Source organism: Rhodococcus sp. BL-253-APC-6A1W (assembly GCF_012843405.1).
In the GTDB taxonomy this organism is placed as follows: Bacteria; Actinomycetota; Actinomycetes; order Mycobacteriales; family Mycobacteriaceae; genus Rhodococcus.
The window spans coordinates 97,648-123,096 of the sequence record NZ_JABAFB010000009.1 but is presented as its reverse complement, the minus strand read 5'-3'; the positions used below and the strand labels follow the sequence as shown (position 1 = coordinate 123,096).

Below are 25,449 nucleotides of genomic sequence, written 5' to 3'. Positions count from 1 at the left end.
CATCCTCCTGAACTGTTGTAACAGAGGCACTTTCGTCACCTGCGCAGAAGATGCTCCGCGACAGGGGTTTTCACGGGTCGCAATCAACGGGCGTGCGTCCACACGCCCGTTCGCCCGGCGTCCGGCGAAGACCCTCGTCGGGATGACGGGAGTCACTGCAACCACATTCCGTGACTGGCATCACTGTAGCCATTGGCTACGTATGCGTCAACAACATGACGCGGGTCGGGGGTTTTCCCAGTTCGGAGCGGATTTCGACTTGTCCCGCAGATATTTCGGGACAGAGCCGAAAGGTGTACGCCGACCAGCGCACGGCCGTCACATTTCGAGCATTCGCCCGGGAAGCTCAGCGCCCCCCCGAACCGCTCGGCGTCCGCCCACCCGAGAGCTTGACGGGCCGACCCTCCACCCCTAGCATCACCAGCATCGATAGAGGTGCCACCGCAGTGGCCCGGATTCCCACCACCCCTTCATTTCTCGCCCGCACCCGTTGCGTCTCCCCGCCGTGCGAGCGAGTTCTCATCGACAGTGAGGTCGAGAATTGAAAGCGATCGTCTTCGACGGCACCGACAACAAGCTGGTCGACGGTGTCACAGTCCGAGACCCCGGACCCGGCGAGGTTCAGGTGCGCATCGTTGCGAGCGGCCTGTGCCAGAGCGACCTGAGCGTGGTCAACGGCAAGATCCCGTTCCCTGCACCGGTGGTCCTCGGGCACGAAGGTGCAGGTGTCGTCGAGGCCGTCGGGCCGGGCGTGACCGTTCCCGTGATCGGCGACCACGTGGTGCTCTCGACGCTGGCGACGTGCGGCCAGTGTGCCGCGTGCACCTCCGGGCGGCCCACCATGTGCCGCGAATCTTTCGGTAAGACGGCAACCCCCTTCGAATTCGACGGCACACCGGTCCACAACTTCGCAACGCTCTCGACCTTCGCCGAGCAGATCGTCGTCAAGGCCGGACAGGCGATACCTATTCCGAAGGACATTCCGCTGTCCACCGCATGCCTGATCGGTTGCGCGGTGTTGACCGGCGTCGGAGCGGTATTGAACCGGGCACGCGTCAACCCCGGCGAATCGGTGGTGGTGATCGGCGCCGGCGGTATCGGTCTCAACGTCATCCAGGGGGCACGCGTCGCAGGGGCTGCGACGATCGTCGCCATCGACACCAACCCCGACAAGGAGTCGAAGACCAACCTCTTCGGCGCCACCCACTTCATCGATGCGACCGCGGGTGACACCGTCGCCGCCGTCCGTGAACTCACCGACGGCGGGGCTCATCACGTCTTCGACTGCGTCGGCGGCGAGGCAATCACCAGCCAGGCAATGGAAATGCTCGACTGGGGCGGGCAGTTGATCATGCTCGGTGTCGCAGGCCCGGAGGCCAAGCTGTCCGTCCCGGCCGCCACCTTCTACATGGATCGCGCGGTACTGGGCTGCCGCTACGGCTCGTCACGACCGGGCGCGGACATCCCGAAGTACGTGGACCTGTACCGGTCCGGCAGGCTCCTCCTCGACGAACTCGTCACCAAGACCTACGAGCTGGAGGACTTCGAGTCCCTCATGGACGACGCCCGGAGCGGAAAACTCGACCGCGGTGTGCTGCTGATGCCGTCCTGACGGCAACTCCCCTGCGCCGGAACGGGCCGGATGACCTCCGGACCGTCCACCCGTTCCGGCTCCCTCGACGCGCCGAATGTCTCAGGTCTTCGGCCGGGCTGCATAGACGAGGAGCTTGAGCAGTTCGGTGACTTCCTGCCGGAGATCCTCCCGGCTACGCCACCGGTTGTCGGCGAGCTCGATCATGTAAGGCTCGTACAGATCCCACACCGATCCGAAGACACCGAGCAGCGCCGCCACCACGCTCGAATCGAACTCGGCCCGCACGTCCGGCTCGACCGGGTTGTTCCAGAGTGCGTCGATGTGCGGGCGGTAACCATTCGAACGTGCTTGTCCGAGCAGTCGATCCGGCTGGATCCCTTCGGAGATCGACCACATCAGCATCCGCCCGAACTGACCGGAGTCGAGGTCGGCGCCGATGGAGTTATCGATGGCGGCGTACGCGTCCTTCTCCCCGGACAGACGCTCGCCGCCGTAACCGACCAGCAGTTCCATCACCGCCACCAGCAGATTCTCCTTGTTGCGATAGAACCGGTGGATCAGGCCGTACGACACGTCTGCCGCAGCGGCGATCTCCCGTAGCGTCACTTTCGCGGGGCCTTTGCGCGAGAAGAGGTCTGCAGCAGCAAGAAGGATGGCTTCTTGAGCTCCGGATGCCCCTGGGCGGGTCGGCCTCCACTCGGCGACCTTCCTGTCCACGGATTCGTGGTCGGCCCCGCCCTCCAGCGCGGGATTCTCCTCGATCGAGTCCGCTGTGCAGGTACCGGCCAACCGCAATGCATCGTCCTCGGTGTCGGGGTCCAGCAACAGCTCGGCTGGTGTCCGATCGCTTCTCTCCATCTTCGTGATCGCCCACAGCGCGATGGCGGCCGGTTCGATCTCGTCGTCGAAGGCAGCGAGAAACTCGGGAACCTGCGGATAGATTCTGTGATTCGCCGTGTCGAACTGCCACACCGGAAACAGCGTCACTCCGTCACCTGCGTAACCGAGCATCTTCCGATTTCGAACACGCTTGTTGATCGCCTGACGACTGATGCCCAGGAAACTCGCCACCTGCGGTGTGGTCCAGACGTCGTCGGCTAAGGCGGCGGTCTCAGTGAGGTGCTCCATATGGCGCAGACCCTATCATTCTCAGCGACAGGGGGATTCGCGTAGCGACTCCCGGATGTCGGTGCCGGCGGTGGCGACTGTTGCGACGAATCGATGTTGCGACCCCGGAGCACATCTTTGCGGATCTGCTGCGACGTGTCGCCCCATCGATGAGCCGACGATACCCGTCGATCACCTATTGACGCACGCGTGGCCAATGGCTACTGTGACGGCAGTCACTGAATCTGAGCGACCTGCGGGCAATAGCGCGGTACTCATCGAAGGCAATAGAAATGTCGTGCCGGTACCCCTTTCCCTGGCCGCAATCCGGCGAGACCGTCGTCTCGGACCAGTTCGTCGGCAGTGTCGAATTTCTGCAGTTCCCCAGTTCACGGAGGATGAAGTGCCACCCACAACGTTGCCGAGGGAGTCGTCGGGGATGTTCGCCCACACCGAGCGGCCCAGCCTGTCCGCCGCGCGCGACAGCGTTGCCACACGGGATCGTCATGTATAGCGACTCCAGAATTCGGGCGATGGAGGATCGACTGGCGATCCTGGAGTTGGAAGGTCTCTACGCACGCTTCTTCGATGATCACGACGGGGCGGCGTGGGCGGCGCTCTTCACGCCGGACGGGGTTTATCGGTCTCGCGAGAGGAGATCAGACCTTTCGACCGGCACATCCGTCCGCGGCAGGGAATCCCTGCATGCGTTCTGTAACGACGCTCCGTACACCGGTATCCACCTGATGCACCTCCCACAGATCTCCATCGACGGGGATCGAGCCAGGAGCCGAGTTCACATGGAATGGTTCGGTTCGTTCGACACCCCGGGATCATCGTCGAAGCGGTTGGTGGGCTATTACGACGTCGAATACATGCGGGTTGGATCGGCCTCGGTCTGGCAGATCTCCGACCGCGTGACCACTACGTTCATGGCCGAATCCCGGATAGTCCACGGCTACGCGTCCGGCAACGGCCTGGACGCGGCCGACACCCGTCGAATGTAAATCGGGAATACACTCCTCCGCTCGTTGCGGAGGTCTCGAGCAGCTGCGCGGTCCGCTCACAAGACCCGGCTGCAACGACTCGGAACCGAACTTCCTCGGTGCACACACCGGAGGACACAACCGAACAGGATCGATATGAACTCACCTGTGAGCGCGCCCTCACGCACCCTGGTGCGCAGGGCGTCGATGGCCGGCTTCTTCGGAACTGCCGTCGAAGCCTACGACTTCATGGTTTTCACCTTCCTCATCGCCTATCTGTCTCCTCTGTTCTTCCCCAGCGACAATCCTGCGGCCGGCATTCTGAGCTCGTTGGTGGTCCTCGGCACCGGATTCCTTGCGCGCCCGATCGGCGGTATCGTTTTCGGCCGGATCGGTGACCGATACGGTCGACGTTTCGCATTGATCGTCACCATATCCGGCATGGGTGGAGCCACAATCCTGATGGGACTGTTGCCGACGCACGCCACCGTCGGAATCCTGGCCCCGGTGCTGCTCGTTCTCACGCGGTTGATGCAGGGCTTCTTCGCCGGCGGCGAACAGATCGGTTCGGCCACATTCGTCACCGAGCACGCGTCTGCCAAGAACTACGGCATCCTGAGCGCGATGACCCCGGTGGGGTTCGCCTTCGGCGGCACCCTTGCCCCATTGGTCGTCGCCCTCACGACCTCGCTGTCCTCGGAGGAATGGATGGCCAACTGGGGCTGGCGCCTTCCCCTTCTCATGTCGCTCCCACTGATGCTGTACGTGCTGTTTCTGCGTGCCCGGCTCGAAGAATCACCCGAGTTCAAGGAACTCGCCGACAAGCACGAGGTGCAGTCCTCACCGCTACGTTCGGTCGTCAAGCGATACCCTGCGACCTTGCTGCGCGTGATCGCCCTGAGCACATCGGTTCTCGCGATCGGCTACGTGGTTCCCGCGTACATGCCGCTGTTCCTGCAGCAGGAGGTCGGTATGGCCCCGGGTACCACAGCTTGGGTGGCCACCGCCGGATCGACGTTTGCCATCGTCGTCGGATTCGCCTCCGGGTTCATGATCGACAGAAGCGGCCGGAGGAACACCATGATCCTGGGGTTGGGCATCATCCTCGTGTCGATGTTCCCGATCATGTACCTGATCAAGGCGACCGGCGGCAATCTGTTCGTCACCGCGCTCGGCCACATGCTCCTCGTCGGCCTCGCGGGTGCCTCCGCTGTCCCTGTTTACGCGACACTCACCTCGGCCTTCCCAGCTGCGGTGCGCTACACCGGCGCTGCGATCGGATTCGGTCTCGGTTCGGCTATCGGCGGCGGGGCGGGGCCTTACCTCGCGGGCAAACTCACCGCGCTGACAGGGAACTCGTATGCTGCCTCCATCGTCGTCGGCGCCGCGGCCCTTCTGGGAATCGTGGTGATCGCCACCATGCCGAACAGCAACGGTAACGCCGCGCCCGAAGCAAGTCTCACGACAGGCGACATCGCTTCCGCCGACTCGGATTCGACCGAAGACTCTTCCCTGTCTCCGAAGATGGCGTGACATGCATCGTTCGCGCCCACCCTCGATCGGAGGACACATGGCTCAGGACTGTTCACCGCCGGGCGATCGCGCCGAACTCGACCGGATCGTCGATTACCGCGGTCGGTTCGACCTCTCCCGACGCAGATACCTTGTGCTCGGTGGCGGGCAAGGAATGGGGCGGCAGGTCTCCCATGCACTCGCTCAAATTGGCGCCACAGTGATTGTCGTCGACCTCGACCGGGACCGTGCCGACCACGTATGCGCAGAGATCGGCCCAGCGGCCACGGCCGAGCAGGTCGATGCCACCGAAGACGCCGACATGGCCGCATTGGCCGAGCGCGCGGGGGAACTCGACGGCGTCGTCGACGTCATCGGTATGGCGAGATACGCGCCCCTGCTCGACATCACCGATGACGACTGGCGGTGGGAAGAGGGCATCGTCCTGCGCCATGCGGTGCTCGCGCTCAGACATTTCGGTGCTCGGTTGCGCGACCGCGGCGAAGGTTCCATAACGTTCGTCTCGTCGGTGTCCGGGCTCGGCAGCTCACCGGTGCACGCTGCCTACGGCGTCTACAAGGCTGCGCTCGGCTCCCTGGTCCGATCCGCGGCAATAGAGCTGGGACCTTCCGGTATTCGCGTCAATGCAGTGGCTCCCGGATTCGTCGTCACACCCAGGATCTCGGCGATCCTCGACTCCGCGGCGCTCGAGAACACCCGCTCACAGATACCACTTCAGCGGTTGACACTGCCGGCCGACGTCGCGAGTGCCCTGACCTTTCTGGTGAGCGACCTCGCCCGGACGATCACCGGCCAGGTGATGGTGGTCGACGGCGGAGCGACGAACAAGTACCCGTACGACATGTCGGGCTTCTGAGTCGGCCCGTGCCCGTTCGAGACTGCTGTGCGACTTTCGGTTGACGAGAAAGTAGCCAGTGGCTACTGTTCCCTCAGTCGCAGTGATCGCCGCCACTTCCAGCCGTTGCCAGTCGAGGTCGACCGGGCGCTCGCCCTATTGCACAAGGAGATGAATCATGTCCTACGCCGTCGATCCCGCGTACCGGCCGATGATGGGATTCCTCCCCGAACTCGACGTCTCCGACGCCGAAAAGGCGCGCGCAGTGATCCTTTCGATGAGGATGAAAGATCCGATGGCAGCCGTACCGGCAGGAATCGTGGTAGACCACCGGTCAATGCCGACAACCGACGGATCCGAAATCGATCTCGTCGTGCTCCGCCCGGAAGACCCCGTCGGGCAACCACTTCCCTGCATCCTCTACTTCCACGGCGGAGGATTCATCTTCGGCGACGCTGCCACCGATGTCCGGGTTCCGTCGGCACTGGCCGCCGACCTCGACGCGATGGTGGTCTCCGTCAACTATCGACTCGCGCCGGAGCACCCCTTCCCGACACCGTTCGACGACGCCTTCGACGCTCTGAGCTGGATTGCAGGTGACAACGGCCTCGGGATCGACCCGACCCGGATCGTCCTCGCCGGGATCAGCGCGGGTGCCGGACTCGCGGCGGCGGTCGCGCTCAAGGCCCGCGACGTCGGCGGTCCCGCGGTGATCTTCCAAGCCCTGGACTCCCCCGTCCTCGACGACCGCCTGCTCACGACCTCAGCGACCGAGTACATCGATTCCCCGCTGTGGAACCGGGAGAACGGAATCGACAGCTGGCGTCACTATCTCGGGGACCCTGACCGGAGTGTGACGTCGGAATACGCCGCCCCCGCACGGGCGCGCGACCTCAGCGGGTTGCCCCCGGCCTACATTGCGGTCGCCTCCTTCGACCCGCTTCGGGACGAGGGAATCGACTACGCACAGCGGTTGACGCAGGCGGGCGTGCCCACCGAATTGCATCTCTACCCGGGGACCTTCCACGGAACATCGGGAGTGTTCCCACAGGCTGCGATCTCCCAGCGGATCGACGCCGACTACACCGCCGCCATCCGGCGCGCGTTGACCAGCTGAACCACGAGCATCCCGGAATCGGAGAGTCATGTCGCATCGCTTCGAAGGAAAGGTCGCGATCGTCACCGGTGGCGCACGCGGACAGGGCGAACAGATCGTTCGGGCGCTGGCGCGCGAAGGCGGCTCGGTGGTGATCGGCGACGTTCTCGACGACCTGGGACAGACCGTCGCCGACGACGTCGGAGACGCCGTCGTCTACACCCATCTCGACGTGACCGCCCCGGAAGACTGGGCAGGTGCCGTCGCCCTGGCGACCTCGACCTTCGGAGGCCTCGACGTCCTCGTCAACAACGCGGCGATCTACCGCAAGCAGTTGCTCGAGGACGAAACCGTCGTCGACCTCGACAAAGTCCTCGCCGTCAACCTGCACGGGCCGTTCCTCGGCATCCAGGCCGTCGCCCCCGCGATGCGCGCCCGGGGTGGTGGCTCGATCGTGAACGTCTCGTCGCTCGCCGGAACGACGTCCTATGCGGGCCACGGCTCGTACAGCATGTCGAAGTGGGCCCTGCGCGGACTGACGAGGACCGCAGCGATCGAGCTCGAAGCGTCGAAGATTCGGGTGAATGCCGTGCTGCCCGGCAACATTCGGACCGGCATGTCGCCGACCACCGCATCCAGCGATACCCCGACCGGCCTCAAGCGTCAGGCCGACCCGCAGGAGACCGCCAACGTCGTGGTCTTCCTCGCCTCGGACGACGCGTCCTTCGTCAACGGCACCGATGTCGTAGCGGACGGCGGCTCCCTGCTCGGGTAGCGGTCGCCATCCGCGATTCGGTTCCCTTCTTTCTCATCCGGCCGCAGCGCGTGCCGCTGAGCCAGATTCGATCCTTGGAGGAAACATGTCCACCTCGACCCCGGAAGCCGGCCCTACCGCCGAACACTTCGACGCTGTCGTCATCGGCGCGGGATTCAGCGGAATGTACGCGCTGCACCGTCTCCGCCAGCAGGGCCGTCGAGTCGTCTGTGTGGAAGCGGGCGACGGTGTGGGCGGCACCTGGTACTGGAACCGCTACCCCGGTGCCCGCGTGGACATCGAGAGCATGCAGTACTCGTACTCCTTCGACGAAGAGCTTCAGCAAGAATGGTCGTGGTCGGAACACTTCTCTCCGCAACCGGACTTGGAGGCATACGCCAACCACGTCGCCGACCGCTTCGACCTGCGCGAGGACATACGGTTCGAAACTCGTGTCAACGAGCTGACATTCGACGACACCGTGGACAAATGGACCGTCGGCACCGCTTCCGGCGACCGCTTCGTGGCCACATACGTGATCGCGGCAACCGGCAGCCTCGACGTCTCCAACGTCCCCGACTGGCCCGGTCTGGATCGCTTCCGCGGCCAGGCCTACCACACATCACGGTGGCCCAAGGAGGGCGCCGAACTCGCCGGCAAGCGCGTGGGGCTGATCGGCACCGGGTCGACCGGCATCCAGATCACGCCGGAAATCGCCGCGGTCGCCGAGCACCTCACGGCCTTCCAGCGGACCCCGAACTTCAGTCTCCCCGCGCGGAACCGGAGACTGGATCCGGACTACGAGCGGGAGTGGAAGGCCGACTACCCCGAGCGGCGCAAGCAGATCCTGGGCACACACGGCGCGGTGCTGATGAGCAATGCCGCCGAGCAGCGCTCGATCTTCGACTACACCGCGGAAGAACGCGAAGAGGTGATGGAGCGAGCGTGGAACGCCCGGAACGGCCTCGAGTTCATCCGCACGTTCACCGACACCTCCAGCGACCCGAAGGCGAACGAGATACTCGCCGAGTTCGTGCGCAACAAGATCCGATCCATCGTCCACGACCCGGAGACCGCTGAACTCCTGTGCCCCAAGACATATCCGATCGGTGGCAAGCGGATCTGCATCGACTCCGGCTACTACGAGACGTTCAACCGGGACAACGTGACCCTGGTCGACATACGGACCCACCCCATCGAGGAGGTCACCGAGTCGGGCATTCGCACCACCGAGGCAGAGCATGACCTCGACGTGATCATCTTCGCCACCGGCTTCGACGCGATGACAGGTTCGATGCTGAGGATGGACCCGACCGGAGTCGACGGTGCACGACTCGCCGACCATTGGGCCGACGGACCGAGGACCGTCTTCGGCCTGATGACCGCCGGATTCCCCAACCTGTTCATGGTGCACGGCCCCGGTAGCCCGTCGGTTCTGGCACAGATGATCACCACAGGCGAATGGCAGGTCGACTGGATCCTGCGGACCATCGACCATCTCGACGAGAACGGAATCTCCCGATTCGGTGTCACCCCCGCCCAGGAAAGCGAATGGGCCGGTGAAGTGGACACCGCCGCCTCTCGCACGATGCATGCCCGTACCGACTCCTGGTACACGGGCGCGAACATCCCCGGCAAGCCGCGGGCGCTGCTGATGTACGTGGGCGGTTTCCAGCGGTACTCCGACCTGTGCACCCGCGCCGCGGAAGAAGGATACACGGGATTCGAGATGAAGCAACGCGCACTGACCCTGGGTCCGAACCACCAGACCCCACAGTGAAATTCACGAACGCGACGCAGCAGTCAACGGAGAGCGCAGGCGACCGAAAGTGAGCACCTTGCAGACCGTCGGTGTCGGGTACGAACTGTCCGTGACCGATGTCATCGAAGAGACCCCGGATGCGAAGTCGATCGTACTGCGCAAGCCGGAGAACTCTCGTGACCTCTTCGCGTACCGCCCCGGTCAATTCCTGACCGTCCGGATACCGAGCGACCGCACCGGGCATGTCGCCCGGTCGTATTCGCTGTCGAGCACACCCCACGTCGACGACCAGTTGAAGGTCACCGTCAAACGCACTGCGGACGGGTACGGATCGAATTGGTTGTGCGACAACGTGGAACCAGGGAACTCTCTCATCGTCCTGCCACCCTCGGGCCGCTTCACGCCGACGGACTTCACGAACGACTTCCTACTGTTCGCGGCGGGGAGCGGCATCACGCCGATCATCTCGATCCTGAAGACCACCCTGCTCGGGTCCGACCGTTCGGTCATGCTGTTCTACGCCAATCGCGACCGCAACTCGGTGATATTCCACAGCGAACTCGACGAGTACGCCGCGAAGTTCCCCGACCGGCTGACGATCCGATACTGGTTCGACGACGTGCACGGCCTCCCTTCCCAGGAAGGGCTCGCGGCACTGGCGTCCGACCACTTGTCTCGAGAAGTATTTGTCTGCGGCCCTGTACCTTTCATGGACAGCGTGGCGGAAAGCATGCGGTCGGCCGGCGTACCGCCGGAGCGTCATCATCAGGAAGTGTTCGTCTCGATCTCGGGCGATCCCTTCGAAGCTCCCCGGCCGATCGTCGACGACAATCCTGCCTCGGCGGTCGAAACAGTCGTACATCTGGACGGCGAGTCACATCGTTTCGAGTGGGCGAGCAGCAACACGCTCGTCGATGTGTTGCTGGACCGTGGTGTCGACGTCCCGTTCTCCTGCCGATCGGGTGAGTGCGGTTCCTGTGCGTGCACAGTGATTTCGGGCAAGGTGGTGATGGAAAATTCGGACATCCTCGACCCGTCCGATGTCGCCGAAGGCTACGTCCTCGGGTGCCAAGCGCGACCCGTCTCGGGCCCCATCGAGATCGAGTTCTGATCCTCGCTCCCACAGATGTTGACGCTACTGCAGCCGACGGCTACGGTGATCCTCATCGCCGCCCGAAGCGAGTGAATACAACCCCTCTCCAACACTTTTCATTGACGCTTCCGCAGCCTGGATGAAGTCCGGGGCGGTCGCTCGCGCTCTGCGCGGCGGCCCGTGCACAGAGAGTCGCAGACCTTCCCAGAAAAGAGACAGCGATTGATTCGGTTGTTCGATACCCATCGGCTCGGTGAACTCGTCCTCGACAATCGCCTCGTGATGGCGCCCATGACACGGGCTCGGTGCGTCGACACCACCCCGACCGCGGACACGGCGGAGTACTACCGCCAGCGAGCGACCGCCGGATTGATCGTTACCGAGGGCACACCCATTTCTCCGGAAGCGCAAGGCTACGTGCATGTTCCGGGTATCTGGTCTCGAGCGCAGGTCGCCGGGTGGCGCATCGTCACGGATAACGTCCACAGCGTGGGTGGGCGTATCTTCGCGCAGCTCTGGCACGTCGGCCGGTTGTCACACACATCCATTCAACCCGGAGGGCAGCAGCCGGTCGGCGCCGGCGCCCACCCGGCCCCGGAGAGCAAGGTTTTCGCCTTCGCCGACGACGGGAACGTAGGCTTCGTCGACGTAAGCGATCCCCGACCGCTGAGCACTCGCGAAGTCGGCCGTGTCGTCGACGACTTCGCGAGGGCGGCAACCAATGCCCGAGTCGCCGGCTTCGACGGAGTCGAGTTGCACGGTGCCAACGGCTACCTGTTCGAGCAGTTCCTCAACCCCGCGACGAACACCCGCTCCGACCGGTACGGCGGCTCACTCACCGAGCGCGCCCGGGTCCTGCTGGAGACGGTCGACGCCGTGACCGACGCAGTCGGCTCCACCCGAGTCGGGATCCGGCTCTCGCCGTTCAGCGAGCTTTTCGACATGCCTCCATACTCCGAGGCGGCAGACACGTACCTGTACCTGGCCTCGGAACTGTCGCGCCGCGAGGTCGCCTACATCCACCTCGTCGACCAGCGCCCCGCAGGCCGTCGCCTTCTCGACACCGACTTCCTCACGACGTTTCGCGCCCGGTTCCGAGGAACCGTCATCCTCGCAGGCGGGATGACCCGGGAATACGCCGAGGACCTGATCGCGCAGGATCTGATCGACCTCGCCGCCTTCGGACAACCGTTCATCGCCAACCCCGACCTCGTCGCACGTCTGCAGAGCGGGTGGCCCCTGACGGCGCCGGACCCGAACACCTACTACGGCGGGGGCGCCGAGGGATACCTCGACTATCCGCGATTCACCCCGGCGCCGGCATGACTCGACAGACCGACCGCACACGCGCCGGCAACGCCAGAAGGGATCTCCATCGATGACCGAAACGCAGACCCCCACCCGTTGGCGTGGCCACGACCTGGGCGCCCGGGTGGTCGGTTACGACGAGCGCGACGCCATCCTGTACGCGCTGGCGGTCGGTGCCCACGCCACCGACCTCGATCTGGTCTTCGAGAATCGGCTCCGCGTTCTGCCCACCTTCGCCTTGACCCTGGCACAGTGGGCACCCGATGCGCTGGGCGCGCTCGGGGCGTTCGATACGAAGACCGCACTTCACGGTTCGCAGACCCTCGACGTGCTCTCTCCCCTGCCCCGCTCCGGCGAGATCACGCTGTCGGCGCGGGTCGGTGAGGTTTGGGACAAGGGGCGTGCTGCGGTCTTCGAGGTGGTGGTCGAAAGCGATTACTTCGTGGCCGTCTGGTCACTGTTCGCGCCGGGCGCGGGCGGATTCGGCGGCGACCGCGGCCCCTCGGCGGCGACCGCGCCCGAGGGGGACCCCACCGCGGTGGGCACGATGACAACCGACACCGATCAAGCCGCCCTCTACCGGCTCACCGGCGACCGGCATCACATCCACATCGATCCGGACGCCGCTGCGCGCATCGGTCAGCCGCGCCCGATCCTGCACGGGATGTGCACGCTCGCGGCGACCACCTTGCCTCTCGCAGACATGCTCGGCGCCCACCCGGCCGACCTGAAGACCCTGTCCGGCCGCTTTGCGGCACCCGGCTTCCCCGGCGACACCGCGCAGATACGTGCCTGGGGCGGCTCCACCGATGCACGCTTCGACGTCACCACCGACGGCGGTGCCGTCCTGACCGGCGGACACGCAACCTTCGCCTGATCACGAGCACAACCACTAGCACCCACGGTGTCGCCAGGCTGTGCAAGACCCTCGCCAACTCATCCGCTGACCACAAAGGGGCCTCGATGTCCGAACTATCCATCCCGACGTACGACCCGGCTACGACCGTCCGATCCCTCGAGGTCGAGATCGACGCGCCCGCGAGTGTCGTCTGGGAGGTCCTCACCGACCTCGACAGCTACCCGCACTGGAATCCGTTCTGCGTCGCGGCGAAATCGACACTGGAACTCGGTGCGGCCGTGGAGATGACGCTGGCCGACTACTCGGGGGCGACGGAAACGTTCCCGTACACCGAATACGTCTGTGCGGTCGTTCCCGAACGCCTGCTGTCGTGGGAACTGCGTCCCACCGAGGTCTCCGTTCAGGCCGCACGACGCGATCAGGTCATCGAACCGATCACCGACAACCGCTGCCGTTACTACTCCACCGACGCCTTCCTCGGCGAGGAAGCGCTTCAGATCATGGCCGACAGCGGTGAGTGGGTGAAGCGCGCGTTCGACGACACCGCTGTCGCGCTGAAGGAGCGCAGCGAGGCGCTCTTCACCGAGCGCCGTCCCGACCCTCGGTCCGCGTGACGCAGACACAGAGCACGCCACAGCACGACCACCCGAGAGGCCGACAGATGGCACACCGCATGCAGGACAAGATCGTCATCATCACCGGGGCCTCTTCCGGCCTCGGCCGAGCAACCGCCGAACTGATGGTCGCGGAAGGCGCTCGTGTGGTTATGGCGGACGTCAACAGAGAGGCGGGCGAGGCGGCAGCGAACGCAATCGGTGCCGACTTCGTCCGGACCGATGTCGCCGACCCTGCCGAGGTCGAGACTCTGGTCACCGAGACCGCCTCCCGGTACGGACGGCTCGACGTGATGTGCAACAACGCCGGCGTCCACGCCGCCGCCTCGCTTCTCGAGACGACGAACGAAGATTTCGAACGCTTGGTGGCCGTGAACTTCGGAGGGGTTTTCTACGGCACGCGAGCGGCAGGCCGCGTGATGGCGGAACAAGGATCCGGCGTCATCGTCAACACCGCCTCGAACGGCGGTTACCTGCCCACCGAAGGCATGGCCGTCTACTGTGGCACGAAGGCGGCAGTGGTCGCGATGTCCAAAGCATGCGCCCTCGAACTCGCACCCAAAGGCGTTCGAGTAAACACGATTTCACCAGGAACGATGCTGAGCGGCATGGTTCCGGACGTGGCGGGCGTCGTCGAGGTCCTCGACAGACTCCAACCCATCGGATACGCCGCGAATCCGTCCCAGATGGCCACGGGAATCGTGTACCTCGCCTCGGACGACGCCAACTATGTCACCGGGCACGATCTGATCGTGGACGGAGGGGCCACCGCAGGCCGAGTCACTGTCGGAATCTGACATAGCCCAGAAGAAATCTCCGAGAAGAACGCGAGTCGACGAGTCGGATCGAGAACAAGGTGGCATCGGTGACGGCCACCGCTGTCGCGGTCGATCGTGGCCGAAGGCGGTCGCGCCGTAAGTCGGCGCCCGGATTTCTCGTCCGGTGGAATGGGACAGGCGGTCGCCGAGACGGCCGGCACCTTCGCTTCCTCGGAATCCTGGTAGACAATGCGGGAATCGCCAATCCGGATCTGATCCAGGGGCACCGGTGCGGAACTCTTCCTATGGCATCGTCCGGTTCGAGGCCGCCAAGAAAGGGTCCCTCCAGGGTCCTTCAGCGCCACCCCCGTCGCTGCGAATGCACGAAGGACGCCGGGGCCGACTCCGCCCCCGAGTTCTTCGGCCGACTCTTCGGTCGCTGACCGACGTAAAGAAGATGGGGCGGCGGCCCTCGCCTCAACGATGCGGGGCCGCCTCACCCACACCCCGAACACACAACACCACCGATGACAGTCCGTGAACCTTCCGGGCGGTCCGGGGCCCGCGAGCTCTCGCCCGAGGCCCATCCCCTTCGCGCTGCTGACCTCGCGCTGCCGACCCCCACGCCCGCCGGGTACCCCCCGGGGCATCATAATTACCCCTGGGGGTATACCCTCGTACCGGCGCCCCCAGTCGATCACCCGAGGACGTCCGCGTCGACCCCCCTGCGAATTTCCCGGGGTGTAGTGCGCTCGGATAAATACCCCCACCCGTATTAGGAGCTCCACAAGATATGAGTAGCAAGCACGTTGCCGACGGCGATCGGTCGCCGGGGACGACGACGCAGAAGCCGGAAACCGCCCCACCGAAGGGGTCGGGCGGTGTGCTGGCACGCATGGGCGCCGTCATGGCCACGCACGCAAAATGGGTTTTCGGCGCGTGGCTGATCGCTCTGATCGCACTCGGGGCCGCCGCCCCCACCGTGTTCAGTTCACTTGCCGGGGCCGGCTGGCAGGCGAACGGTTCGGAATCCGTGCAGGTGCGCGAGCTCGCCGAAGAGCACTTCGGCGGAAACTCCTCCGCCGCGGTCCAGGTGGTCGTGCACTCGGACACCGAGCAGGTATCCGATCCCGCTGTCCAGCACGTCCTCGACGAGGCCACCGCGGTGTTCGCCGACGACCCCCGGTTCGGCGAGGTCATTCCACCCCGACCCGGGATGTCGATCAGCCCCGACGGGCACACCGGCATCCTGATCGCGGGCGCGAACGCGAGCACCGACGAGATGGTCAAGGCCGTCGACGAATTGAAAGCCGAACTCACCGCCCTGTCCGGGGACGGCATCGAGGTCTACCCGACCGGGGCGTCCGCGCTCTGGAGTGACTTCAACGAGGCCAACCACGACGCGATGATCAAGGCGGAGCTGTTCTCCTGGCCCGTGACGCTCGCGATCATGGTGCTCGCGTTCGGTTCCCTCGTCGCCGCCGGACTGCCGCTACTGCTGACCCTGGCCGGGCTCGTCGCCTCGGCGGGTGGACTGGTCCTGCTCAACACGGTCACTCCGATCTCGGTGTGGGCCATGAACTTCGCGATGATGTTCGCCCTCGCGCTCGGCATCGATTACGCCCTGTTCATCGTCGCGCGGTTCCGGGATGCACTGAGCAAGAGCGGAGACCCGCGCGCAGCGGTGGCCGAGACGATGGACACCGCAGGCAAGGCTGTCGTGTTGTCGGGCCTGACGGTACTGGTGAGCCTGTCCGCAGTGCTCCTCGTACCGGCTCCCGCGGTCCGGACGATGGCCGTAGGGATCATGCTTGCGGTGACGTTCGTCCTTGCCGCGACCCTGACGCTGCTCCCTGCGGTGTTGGGAAAGATCGGTGCGAAGGTCAATGCCGGATCGCTCCCGTACGCCAAGCGCCAGCAGCACCGGTCTCCGAAATTCGAGGCATGGGGAAACCTGCTGCACACGCATCCGTGGCCGTTCGCGATCGGGTCGCTTCTTGTGCTGATCGCACTCTCGATTCCGGTACTGGGACTGAAGGTTGCGATGCCCTCGATCCAGGTCGTTCCCACCGACGCGCCCGTCCGCCAGGGCTACGAACTCGTCCAGGCCCAGATGGGCGACGGCGCACCGGGAATGCTCCAGATCATCAGCCCGGCGGCCGACGCCGACTCGGCAGCGGCCACGGCGCGGGCGACCGAAGGCGTCACGATGGTCACCCCACCGATGCCGGCGTTGGACGGTTCCGACTACGTGATGCTGCAGGCCGTCCCGAACGTCGACCCGTCGGACGACGCAATGGGCTCGATCGTGGATCGATTGCGTTCCGACCTGCCGTCGCAGGCCCTGGTCGGCGGCGCGCCCGCGGAGAACCTCGACTTGCAACAGGCGCTCAACGATTACCTCCCCGTGATCGTCGGGGTCATCCTCGCCCTCGGATTCCTGTTGCTGCTGGTCGCACTCCAGGCCCCGCTGATCGCCATCCTGGGCACGATGGTCAGCCTGCTCTCGACCGCGGCCGCGTTCGGCGTTGCCAAGTTGATCTTCCAGGACGGACACGGATCCGGACTCCTCGGCTTCACCCCGCAAGGCTTCCTCGACGGCTGGGGGCCCGTGTTCTTCTTCGCGATGATCTTCGCCATCGCGATGGACTACACGGTGTTCCTGCTCTCGACCGCCAAGGAGCACTACGAAGAGTCGGGTGACCCGAAGGTCGCCCAGGTCATGGGACTGGCGCATTCTGGCAGGGTCATCGCTGCCGCGGCGGCGGTCATGGTGGCGGTGTTCTTCACGTTCGCCTTCGCCGAACCGCTGCCGCCGAAGGAGATGGGCATCATCCTCGGCGTCGCCGTCCTGCTCGACGCGGTCCTCATCCGCCTCGTGCTGCTCCCGGTGCTGCTGCGCCTGACCGGCCACGCAGCCTGGTGGTCGCCGGCCTGGCTGCGCCGGATCCTGCCTTCCATCAGTTTCTCGCACAGCTGACCCGAGGTATGGGTGGCGGGACCCTGCCACCCATACCCCGTGGGGTATACCGAGTACAATCGAAAGGGTTGCCATGACAGGAAACGACGAGAACACGAAATGGAACTTCCGGTGAAAACGCTTCCACATCACGACGGTTGGACCGTAGAACGCGTCGTTCCGCTCATGGCCGGCGTCATGGTGCTGCTGAGCGTGGCACTGACACTTGCCCTCTCCCCCTGGTGGCTGATTCTCACCGGATTCGTGGGCGTCAACCTTGTCTTCTACTCCGCCGCCGGGTGGTGCCCCGCCAGCCTGATCATGGAGAAGGCCGGACTGGAGCGGGCGAGCTGCCGCCTCTCGCCGACCGCCACCGGAACCCGCTGATACCGCCCTTCGGGGCGAACGCAGACCGATCATGAATCTCGCACTGTCCACCACACTGCAGACCACGTTCGCGGACGCGGTCGAGAAGACCCGAACCGCGTTGCAGGAACAAGGGTTCGGAGTGCTCACCGAAATCGATATGCAGGCCACCCTGAGGGCCGGGCGACCGCGTCACATCAGCCGACGATCCCCGCGTCGCGCAGCCCCCTGATCTGTTCGTCCGTCAGCCCGAGTCCGGCGAGAACCGTGTCGGTGTGCTGCCCGAGTGCGGGGACAGGGCGCATCGGCAGCTCGACATCCCGGAAGTTCATCGGCGGCAGGAGCCCGCGCACCACGCCCGCTTCGGTTTCCACCTCACGCCATCGATCCCGGGCGGTGACCTGCGGGTGTTCGATGAGTCCGCGCAGGTCCCGCAGCTGTGCCGCGGGAATGCCGGCCGCCGCGAGCTTCTCGTCCAGGTCGGCGCTCGCGAAACAGCTCGTCGCGTCGCCGACCAGTTTGTCGACCTCGTTGCGGCGGCGTACACGTTCGACGTTCGTGGAATACCGCGGATCGTGTGCCAGTTCGGGCATTCCCAGCACCTCGGTCACCAACGTCCGCCACCCGCGGTCGTTCTGCACACCGATGAGGATCTCGCCGTCCGACGTGGGGTACTTGTCGTAAGGGGCGATCGACGTGTGCGCCAGACCCATGCGGGGAACCTGCCGGTCCTGGTACATCTGCAGGTACATCGGGTAGCCCAGCCACTCCGCCGTCGCATCGAACATCGACACGTCGATCGTCGCGCCGACCCCGGTGCGATGCCTGCGCAGCAGAGCCGCCTGGATCGCGGTCAACGCGTACATTCCGGCGGCGATGTCCGAGGTCGGGATTCCCGTCTTCACAGCCGTCTCGGGCGTCCCCGTGATCGAGCACAGGCCGGTCTCCGATTGGACCAGCAGGTCATAGGCCTTGCGGTCGCGCATCGGCCCCTCGGCGCCGTACCCGGACATGTTCACCACGACCAGTTCCGGGTGGCCGGCCCGGAGCATGTCGGCGCCGAGTCCGAGACGTTCGGCGGCGCCGGGCGCGAGATTCTGGAGGAACACGTCCGCACCGGCGATCAGTGACGTGACGGCGTCGATACCGGCCGGGGACTTCAGATCCACCGCGAACGACTCCTTGCCGCGGTTGAGCCAGACGAAATGCGCGGCGAGGCCTAGCACCGCACTGTCGTAGTCGCGCGCGAAATCGCCGTCGCCCACCCGTTCGACCTTCACCACCCGGGCGCCCAGATCCGCCAGGTGCCGGGTAGCGAGAGGTGCCGCGACGGCCTGCTCGAGGCTCACCACCGTCAGCCCTTCGAGCGGCAGTTCGGCCGCTGCCCCCGCGTGTGACGGGTCCGGTCGATTCTTCGTCACGGGGACGTCCTTTCGTGGGGCCACGCGTCAGCCGGTGGGACCGTCGGTGACGAGCGGCCAGAGTTCGTCCGAGCCGACCGCAGTGCACAGGATCTCCGCGTCCCAGGACGCCACCGTTCCGAACTCACTGCGCCAGGAGAGGATTCGGTTTGCGTGGCGGTGCAGTTCGTGCTCCATCGTGAAGCCGATCGCGCCCAGAGCCTGATGCGCGTTCCGCACGATCACCGCTGCCGCGTGTCCGCTGCACGACGCCGCGGCAGCAATGGCGAACCGGGTCCGGGCGCTGTCGAATCCGTGGTCGACCACAGCGTCGACAGCGGCATCGGTGGCGGCACGGGCGAGCGCTGATTCCGCGGCGAGGTCGGCGACCAGCGCCTGGACCGCCTGGAACTTTCCGATGGCGCGGCCGAATTGCACGCGCGCGCTGGTGTGCTCGACGACAAGTTCGAGGATTCTGTCCATCGCACCGACCGACGCGAGGACCCGGATGAGTGCGCCTCGATACCGGAACTCCTCGACGAGTGTCCCGGGTACCTCGATACCGGACAACTCGGAGGTCTCCACCTGGATGTGGTCGCGTGGTTCGCTCGCCAGGTTCACCGATTCGGTCAGTTCGAGGTCAGCGCGGGCAACCTCCGCGACCCGCCAGGACGCGTCGGCGTCCGGCCACAGTACGACGACCGTGTCGGCGAACCGTGCCCACGGCACGTGCCGGGCGCTCCCGTTCTCGTCGAGTACGGCTGCCGTGCGGACCGCCGGACCGACACCGAGACCGGCCTGTTCGAGCAACCACCCTGCGAGCAAGTCGTTCTCTCCCACCGGTACCGCGGCCGCGGAAGCACCCGCGGCACCGAGAAGCAGCGCCGCCTCGGCCCAGCCCGCGCCGCTGCCACCGTCGGTTTCGCTCCCGGTCAATCGGTCGAGACCGAGTTCGCCGAGGGTCTGCCACAGCGGGCGGTCGAATTCGACGACCTCTCCGATGCGGTGGTCGTCCCCGGCGGTGAACACCTCGGAGAGCATCTGCGCGAAATCGCGCAATTCGGGGGACTCCGTCATCGCATTCCCAATCCTCGTGCGATGACCCCGCGCAGGATCTCGCTGGTTCCGCCGCGCAGCGTGAAGCCCGGCCGTTGCATGACGCCGGCCCGGACGAGCCGGCGGAGCTGGTCGTCGGATGCGGTGTAGCCCGCGATCTCGTCGGCGAGGTCGGCGAGATCTCCCTCCGTCTTGGTACCCAGCACCTTGACCACCGACGCCGCGAGTTCCGCATTCTCACCACGCTCGAGTGATTCCGACACCGCGGTGGACATGTGGTGCAGGCCCACCATGCGCGCGATCGTGGCACCGATCCTGGTGTCGGGCTCGAGAACACAGTCGGCAACGGACCGTACGAGACCGTCCAGCACACCGAAGGTGGACAGGAACCGTTCCGGCCCGCTCCGTTCGTACCCGAGTTCGCTCGTCACCTGTTCCCAGCCTGCGCCGACCGTCCCGAGCACGAGATCGTCGGGGACGAAGACGTCGTCGAGGAGCACCTCGTTGAAGTGGTGGTCGCCGGACATCGACATGATCGGCCGGATCGTCACGCCGGGGGAGTCGAGCAGGACGATGAACTGGCTCAGACCGTCGTGGCGGTGGGCAGGGTCGAGCGGGGCGGAGCGCGCCAGCGCGAAGAACGCATCGGCGTGGTGGGCGCCCGAGGTCCACAGTTTGGTTCCGCTGAGCTTCCAGCCGCCGTCGACCTGCGTCGCTTTCGTCTTGACACCGGCGAGGTCGGAACCCGAGTCGGGCTCGGACATGCCGATGGCCCAGCAGATCTCACCCGCTGCGATCCCGGGGAGAAACCGCTGCTTCTGTTCCTCCGTGCCGTATTTCAGCAACGACGGCGCCGCCTGGCGGTCGGCCACCCAGTGCGCCGCCACCGGAGCACCGACCGCAAGAAGTTCCTCCGTGACGACGAACCGCTCCATGAACGTCCGGCCGTGGCCCCCGTACTCGCCCGGAATCGTCATGCCGACCCATCCCAGCGCGGCAAGGCTGCGGGAGAACTCGGTGTTCCACCGCGTCAGCCACGTGTCGACACCGGGCGTGATCGTCCCCGCGTCGACCTGTTCCTTCAGGAAGGCCCGGACGCGTGCGCGCAGTTCGGACAGTGCGGCATCCTCGGGTCCGGCTTTCGGCACCAATCGTGTGCTCATCGTCCATCTCTTCCATTGCTCACCGGCACCGGAACACCGCCCGGGCACAGCAGATTCAAGGACAGTTCTGCGTATCGTTCCGCGATCACCTGCGGCGTATCCGGACCTGTGGGGTCGTACCAGTTCGCGATCGCGGACGTCATCGCCAGGATCGACCGGCGGCAGTCGTCGGGGTAGCGGGTCGTGAACACACCCTCCTCGATTCCGGCGTCGATGATGTCCCGGATCCGGCGTCGCCCGGCCCGTCGTCGTTCCTCGTACAGTCGCGCGCCTTCCGGTTCGAGGTTACGCACCTCGGTGGCGATCATCCGGGCATGATCGGGAAACTGCGTACGGAACGCGACGTTACCCCGCACGAAAGCGCGCAGTTGCTCTGTCGCATCGTCACCGGACTCGGCGAGTTCGGCATCGCACACGGCGTCGTACGTGTCCACACCGTCCATCAGCGTGGCGAGAAGCAACTCCTGTTTGTTCTTGTAGTGGTAGTACAGCGCCGACAGGCTGACACCGGCCTCGTGCGCGATCGTGCGAATCGACGACGAGCCGTACCCGTTCCGAACGAACTCCCTCCGGCCGGCTTCGATGAATATCCGTTGCTTCGCCGACGGTGCTCTCACGACGGGACCCCGGAGTCGCCGTACCTCGCGATGAGGTCGCGGAGTTCACCTTTGACCATCTTTCCGGTCGGTGTGCGCGGAAGCCCGCCCACGACGCGAACCTGCCTCGGGCACTTGAAGCGAGACAATCGTTCCCGGCAGAACTCGAGGATCTCGCGCTCCGGATCGTCACTGTCCACCACGTCCGAAAGCTGCACGAACGCCTCGACGCGCTCGCCGAGATCGGCATCGGGCACGCCTACGACCGCGACGTCGTGAACGAGGGGGTGCAGCGCCAGAACGCTCTCGACTTCCTGCGGATAGATATTGACGCCGCCCGAGATGATCGTGAAGTTCTCCCGACCGGTGAGGAACAGGACATCGTCGTCGTCCAGGTATCCGAGATCACCTGTTGTAAACCAGGATTCCCGGAACGGGTGTCGGGCGGACGCGGTCTTGACCGGGTCTTTGTGGTATTCGAAGGAGAAGTCCCGGCGCTCGAAGTACACCGTCCCGATCTCTCCTGCCGGGAGCACCCGACCGGCTTCGTCGCAGATCCGGGCGAGGCCCAGAGTGCCCGGTCCCCCGGTCCGGCCGACACATCCGGGTTTACGGAGCCACTCCTGCGGGGTGACCACCGTACTGCCGATCGCCTCGGTCGCGGAATAGTACTCGTACACGATCTCACCCCACCACCGCATGAGTTCCTGTTTGACCTCGACCGGGCACGGCGCCGCGGAGTGGAGCGCATACCGCATCGACGACAGGTCGTACCGGTCACGCACCTCGCGTGGGAGTTTCAGCAGCCGCACGAAATGAGTGGGAACCCATTGACTGTGGGTGACTCGATAGCGCTCGATGCAGTCGAGTGCGAGTTCCGGTTCGAACCGTTCCATGAGCACTACGGTCCCCCCGAGCGCCTGGGTCGACACGCTGTAGCGCAAGGGTGCCGAGTGGTAGATCGGCGCAGGCGAGAGGTACACCGAGTCTTCGCCGAAGCCGAAGCCGCGCACCGTCTTCAGGAGCGGCGGACCGGGCTCGTCCTCGATCCGGGCGCCGGTGAGCGGAGGCTTGATTCCCTTCGGCCTCCCGGTGGTACCCGAGGAATACAGCATGTCGCTGCCACGCGGCTGATCCGCCGGTGGTTCGGTGGGCAATCCCGCAATTTCGTCCTCGTACACGAGGTGCCCCGTGATCGGACCGGAGAAGGCGAGCCGGTGCGCCACTTTGGGCGTGAGCGCGACGATCTCTTCGGCGAGTGGTGCGAGTGGCGCCGAGACCGCCAGTACCGTTGCGTCACAGTCGTCGACGATGTACCCGGCCTCCGCGGCGGACAGATGCGAGTTGACGAACGTGATGTATGCCCCGGATCGCAATGCTCCCCAGTACAGTTCGAATACCGAGGCGTCGTTGACCGACAACACGGCGATATGATCGCCGGCTCCGACACCGTGGGCGCGGAGCCAATGCGCGAACCGGACCGATGAGTCCTCGAGCTGACGGTAGGTGATCGTCCGGCCCGTCGCGACCTCGTGCACGGCGGGCCGATCCGGTTCCGCGGCTGCGTATCGGCCCGGATACATCCCTAGAGCCCCAGATCCTTCGAGATGATCGTCTTCATCACTTCGCTGGTGCCGCCGTAGATTCGGGTGACGCGGGTGTCCGCGTACAGGCGGGCGATGGGGTACTCGGTGATGTACCCGTAGCCGCCGTGCAATTGGAGACACTTGTCGATCACGCGCCCGGCGACCTCGGTGCAGAACAGTTTTGCACGAGCGGCATCGGCGACGCTCAGTTCCTTGCGGTCGAGAAGTTCGAGACAGTGGTCGACGTAGACGCGGGCGGCCTGGGTCTCCGCGGAGCACTCGGCGAGGACGAATTTGGTGTTCTGGAACGCGGCGACCGGCTTCCCGAAAACTTTGCGGTCCCTGGTGTACGCGAGTGCGTGCGCAATCGCGGCTTCGGCGAATCCGACCTGGTTGAGCGCGATACTCAATCGCTCCTGCGGCAGGTTGTGGGTGAGGTATCCGAAGCCGGCACCCTCCTCGCCGAGAAGGTTTTCGACGGGAACGCGAACGTCGTTGTACGACAGTTCGGCCGTGTCCTGCTGGTGCAGGCCGATCTTGTCGAGTTTGCGCCCGACGGAGAATCCTTCGGTGTCGGTGGGCACGGCGATGATCGACAGTCCCCCTCGACGGTTCTCCGGGTCGAACGGCGAAGTCCGGCACACCGTGAGGATCAGGTCGGCCGTCACCCCGCCCGTGATGAAGGTCTTCGCTCCGTTGACGATGTAGTGCGAGCCGTCGTCCGACAACTTTGCGGTGGTCGCGATGTTGGCGAGGTCGGAACCGGTACCCGGTTCGGTCATTGCGATGGCCGTCATGATCGAGCCGTCCGCGAAGCCCGGAAGCCAGCGCTTCTTCTGCTTTTCGGTGGCGTATTCGAGCAGGTACGGCAGGATCAGGCACGCATGAACGGTGTACGAGCCGAACGAGACTCCGGCGCGGGCCACCTCTTCGAACACGATGGTGTTGTAGACGAAGCTCGATTCTCCGCCCCCACCGAACTCCTCGGGTACCTGGATGCCCAGAACGCCGAGTTCACCGAGCCGGGTGAAGAATTCGCGCGGGGGACGTCCGAGTTCGTCCCACTCCTCGCGGTGCGGAACGACTTCCTTTTCGATGAAGTCCCGCAACATCTTCCGGAATTGCTCGTGCTCTTCGGTCATGATCGTGCGTTGCATGGTGCGTCCTTCGAACGGCGCTGAGGCGGGTCAGTTACCCGTGAAGTTGCCCGGGCGGCGTTCGAGGAACGCGGAGAGGGCCTCACGGTGGTCTTGGGTGTGGTGTGACAGTGCTTGCAGGGAGGCAGAGAGTTCGAGCAGGGTATCGAGGTCCACGCGCTGGCCCTCGCGGAGAAGCTTTTTCGTCATGCGCAGCGCGTTCGGCGGATTGACCGCGACCCGAGCGGCCAGTGCGTTCGCCGCCCCGAGCAGTTCTTCGGGTTCGACGACCTGCGACACCATGCCCCATTCGAGTGCGGTCGCGGCGTCCACGCGATCTCCGGTGAACGCCATTTCGGCGGCGCGGGCAGCACCGACCGCGCGGGGCAGCAGCCACGCGCCGCCGTCACCGGGGATGATGCCGAGCTTGACGAAACTTTCGGCGAAGAACGCCTTCGTGGAGGCAATTCGCATGTCGCACATCATCGCCAGGTCGCACCCCGCGCCGACGGCCGGGCCGTTGACGGCAGCGATGATCGGTACCTCGCAGTGGTAGATCGCTTTGGGCAGCCGCTGGATGCCGCGGCGGTAGCCCTCCCGGAGCGCGTGCGGCGCGCCCGCGAACATTCCGGCGCGCTCGTCCATGTCCTTGACGTTGCCGCCGGCGGAGAAGGCGCTTCCGGCACCGGTGAGGACCACCACGCGGGTCTCGATGTCGTTGTTCGCTTCGTCGACCAGATTCACGAGGCGCTCGACGACGTCGTCGCCCGAGATCGGGTTGCGGGCATCGGGAAGGTTGATCGTCCACGTGACGACGTTTCCGTTGCGCTCACTGAGTACGACGTCCTGCGCTGTCGTCATAAGGGTCGTGGTCCTTCCGTCGCCGAG

At 65.3% G+C, this 25,449-nt stretch carries 22 protein-coding genes and 1 pseudogene; 15 read left to right on the top strand and 8 right to left on the bottom strand.

Features of this window, described 5'->3' with window-relative positions:
* Positions 1–541 precede the first annotated feature (541 nt).
* Complete coding sequence (locus tag HF877_RS15535; RefSeq protein ID WP_169622086.1) at positions 542–1,612, top strand: Zn-dependent alcohol dehydrogenase; 1,071 nt, start codon at positions 542–544, stop codon at positions 1,610–1,612.
* 81 nt (positions 1,613–1,693) lie between these two features.
* Here the strand turns inward: HF877_RS15535 and HF877_RS15530 are convergent, their stop codons facing one another.
* On the bottom strand, positions 1,694–2,722 hold the full coding sequence (locus tag HF877_RS15530) for a TetR/AcrR family transcriptional regulator (RefSeq protein ID WP_169622085.1): 1,029 nt from the start codon (positions 2,720–2,722) through the stop codon (positions 1,694–1,696).
* A 272-nt stretch (positions 2,723–2,994) separates the two neighbouring features.
* Between HF877_RS15530 and HF877_RS15525 the strand changes: the two genes are divergently transcribed.
* The 14 genes and pseudogenes from HF877_RS15525 to HF877_RS15460 form a co-directional block, all read left to right on the top strand.
* Positions 2,995–3,708 (top strand): nuclear transport factor 2 family protein, encoded by a 714-nt coding sequence (locus HF877_RS15525; RefSeq protein WP_346765187.1) that lies wholly within the window; start codon positions 2,995–2,997, stop codon positions 3,706–3,708.
* Positions 3,709–3,843: 135 nt separating this feature from the next.
* Entirely contained in the window at positions 3,844–5,220 is a 1,377-nt protein-coding gene (locus HF877_RS15520; RefSeq protein ID WP_169622083.1) for an MFS transporter, read from the top strand.
* 37 nt (positions 5,221–5,257) lie between these two features.
* A complete protein-coding gene (locus tag HF877_RS15515) occupies positions 5,258–6,076 on the top strand; it encodes an SDR family oxidoreductase (RefSeq protein WP_169622082.1) in 819 nt (272 codons plus the stop codon).
* Positions 6,077–6,233: 157 nt separating this feature from the next.
* A complete protein-coding gene (locus tag HF877_RS15510) occupies positions 6,234–7,172 on the top strand; it encodes an alpha/beta hydrolase (protein ID WP_169622081.1) in 939 nt (312 codons plus the stop codon).
* Positions 7,173–7,200: 28 nt separating this feature from the next.
* A complete protein-coding gene (locus HF877_RS15505) occupies positions 7,201–7,926 on the top strand; it encodes an SDR family oxidoreductase (RefSeq protein WP_169622080.1) in 726 nt (241 codons plus the stop codon).
* Positions 7,927–8,011: 85 nt separating this feature from the next.
* On the top strand, positions 8,012–9,685 hold the full coding sequence (locus HF877_RS15500) for an NAD(P)/FAD-dependent oxidoreductase (RefSeq protein WP_169622079.1): 1,674 nt from the start codon (positions 8,012–8,014) through the stop codon (positions 9,683–9,685).
* Between the two features lie 49 nt (positions 9,686–9,734).
* On the top strand, positions 9,735–10,778 hold the full coding sequence (locus tag HF877_RS15495; RefSeq protein ID WP_169622078.1) for a ferredoxin--NADP reductase: 1,044 nt from the start codon (positions 9,735–9,737) through the stop codon (positions 10,776–10,778).
* A 204-nt stretch (positions 10,779–10,982) separates the two neighbouring features.
* The gene (locus HF877_RS15490) at positions 10,983–12,086 is read left to right on the top strand and encodes an alkene reductase (RefSeq protein ID WP_240952509.1); all 1,104 of its coding nucleotides are present in this window, start codon (positions 10,983–10,985) and stop codon (positions 12,084–12,086) included.
* Between the two features lie 52 nt (positions 12,087–12,138).
* Complete coding sequence (locus HF877_RS15485; protein ID WP_169622077.1) at positions 12,139–12,945, top strand: MaoC/PaaZ C-terminal domain-containing protein; 807 nt, start codon at positions 12,139–12,141, stop codon at positions 12,943–12,945.
* A gap of 86 nt (positions 12,946–13,031) precedes the next feature.
* Positions 13,032–13,541, top strand: coding sequence for an SRPBCC domain-containing protein (locus HF877_RS15480; RefSeq protein ID WP_169622076.1), 510 nt, complete (start codon positions 13,032–13,034; stop codon positions 13,539–13,541).
* Positions 13,542–13,588: 47 nt separating this feature from the next.
* Complete coding sequence (locus tag HF877_RS15475; RefSeq protein WP_240952505.1) at positions 13,589–14,338, top strand: glucose 1-dehydrogenase; 750 nt, start codon at positions 13,589–13,591, stop codon at positions 14,336–14,338.
* A gap of 856 nt (positions 14,339–15,194) precedes the next feature.
* Positions 15,195–17,279 carry an MMPL family transporter gene (locus tag HF877_RS15470; protein ID WP_240952544.1) on the top strand — a complete coding sequence of 695 codons (2,085 nt, stop codon included), beginning with the start codon at positions 15,195–15,197 and terminating at the stop codon, positions 17,277–17,279.
* A gap of 111 nt (positions 17,280–17,390) precedes the next feature.
* Complete coding sequence (locus tag HF877_RS15465) at positions 17,391–17,645, top strand: DUF2892 domain-containing protein (protein ID WP_346765185.1); 255 nt, start codon at positions 17,391–17,393, stop codon at positions 17,643–17,645.
* 31 nt (positions 17,646–17,676) lie between these two features.
* Positions 17,677–17,805, top strand: a pseudogene (locus HF877_RS15460) (ABC transporter); the annotation flags it as partial.
* A gap of 16 nt (positions 17,806–17,821) precedes the next feature.
* Here the strand turns inward: HF877_RS15460 and HF877_RS15455 are convergent.
* From HF877_RS15455 to HF877_RS15425, 7 genes are read right to left on the bottom strand one after another with little or no spacing between them, the layout of a single operon-like run.
* Entirely contained in the window at positions 17,822–19,045 is a 1,224-nt protein-coding gene (locus HF877_RS15455; RefSeq protein ID WP_169622073.1) for a CaiB/BaiF CoA-transferase family protein, read from the bottom strand.
* Positions 19,046–19,072: 27 nt separating this feature from the next.
* A complete protein-coding gene (locus HF877_RS15450) occupies positions 19,073–20,101 on the bottom strand; it encodes an acyl-CoA dehydrogenase family protein (protein ID WP_169622072.1) in 1,029 nt (342 codons plus the stop codon).
* The gene (locus HF877_RS15445) at positions 20,098–21,243 is read right to left on the bottom strand and encodes an acyl-CoA dehydrogenase family protein (protein ID WP_169622071.1); all 1,146 of its coding nucleotides are present in this window, start codon (positions 21,241–21,243) and stop codon (positions 20,098–20,100) included. The genes HF877_RS15450 and HF877_RS15445 overlap by 4 nt, the downstream gene beginning before the upstream one ends.
* Positions 21,240–21,860 (bottom strand): TetR family transcriptional regulator, encoded by a 621-nt coding sequence (locus HF877_RS15440; protein ID WP_169622070.1) that lies wholly within the window; start codon positions 21,858–21,860, stop codon positions 21,240–21,242. Before HF877_RS15440 ends, HF877_RS15445 begins: the two co-directional genes overlap by 4 nt.
* Positions 21,857–23,422, bottom strand: a complete 1,566-nt coding sequence (locus tag HF877_RS15435) for an AMP-binding protein (RefSeq protein ID WP_169622069.1) — start codon at positions 23,420–23,422, stop codon at positions 21,857–21,859. Before HF877_RS15435 ends, HF877_RS15440 begins: the two co-directional genes overlap by 4 nt.
* 2 nt (positions 23,423–23,424) lie before the next feature.
* Positions 23,425–24,582, bottom strand: coding sequence for an acyl-CoA dehydrogenase family protein (locus HF877_RS15430; protein WP_169622068.1), 1,158 nt, complete (start codon positions 24,580–24,582; stop codon positions 23,425–23,427).
* 30 nt (positions 24,583–24,612) lie between these two features.
* Positions 24,613–25,422, bottom strand: a complete 810-nt coding sequence (locus HF877_RS15425; RefSeq protein ID WP_169622067.1) for a crotonase/enoyl-CoA hydratase family protein — start codon at positions 25,420–25,422, stop codon at positions 24,613–24,615.
* Positions 25,423–25,449 lie beyond the last annotated feature (27 nt).

Coding starts and splice junctions, on each gene's coding strand:
- HF877_RS15530 (WP_169622085.1), bottom strand. CDS start 2,722: ATGGAGCACCTCACTGAGACCGCCGCCTTAGCCGACGACGTCTGGACC.
- HF877_RS15525 (WP_346765187.1), top strand. CDS start 2,995: ATGTCGTGCCGGTACCCCTTTCCCTGGCCGCAATCCGGCGAGACCGTC.
- HF877_RS15520 (WP_169622083.1), top strand. CDS start 3,844: ATGAACTCACCTGTGAGCGCGCCCTCACGCACCCTGGTGCGCAGGGCG.
- HF877_RS15515 (WP_169622082.1), top strand. CDS start 5,258: ATGGCTCAGGACTGTTCACCGCCGGGCGATCGCGCCGAACTCGACCGG.
- HF877_RS15510 (WP_169622081.1), top strand. CDS start 6,234: ATGTCCTACGCCGTCGATCCCGCGTACCGGCCGATGATGGGATTCCTC.
- HF877_RS15505 (WP_169622080.1), top strand. CDS start 7,201: ATGTCGCATCGCTTCGAAGGAAAGGTCGCGATCGTCACCGGTGGCGCA.
- HF877_RS15500 (WP_169622079.1), top strand. CDS start 8,012: ATGTCCACCTCGACCCCGGAAGCCGGCCCTACCGCCGAACACTTCGAC.
- HF877_RS15485 (WP_169622077.1), top strand. CDS start 12,139: ATGACCGAAACGCAGACCCCCACCCGTTGGCGTGGCCACGACCTGGGC.
- HF877_RS15480 (WP_169622076.1), top strand. CDS start 13,032: ATGTCCGAACTATCCATCCCGACGTACGACCCGGCTACGACCGTCCGA.
- HF877_RS15475 (WP_240952505.1), top strand. CDS start 13,589: ATGGCACACCGCATGCAGGACAAGATCGTCATCATCACCGGGGCCTCT.
- HF877_RS15470 (WP_240952544.1), top strand. CDS start 15,195: ATGGGCGCCGTCATGGCCACGCACGCAAAATGGGTTTTCGGCGCGTGG.
- HF877_RS15450 (WP_169622072.1), bottom strand. CDS start 20,101: ATGACGGAGTCCCCCGAATTGCGCGATTTCGCGCAGATGCTCTCCGAG.
- HF877_RS15445 (WP_169622071.1), bottom strand. CDS start 21,243: ATGAGCACACGATTGGTGCCGAAAGCCGGACCCGAGGATGCCGCACTG.
- HF877_RS15435 (WP_169622069.1), bottom strand. CDS start 23,422: ATGTATCCGGGCCGATACGCAGCCGCGGAACCGGATCGGCCCGCCGTG.
- HF877_RS15430 (WP_169622068.1), bottom strand. CDS start 24,582: ATGCAACGCACGATCATGACCGAAGAGCACGAGCAATTCCGGAAGATG.
- HF877_RS15425 (WP_169622067.1), bottom strand. CDS start 25,422: ATGACGACAGCGCAGGACGTCGTACTCAGTGAGCGCAACGGAAACGTC.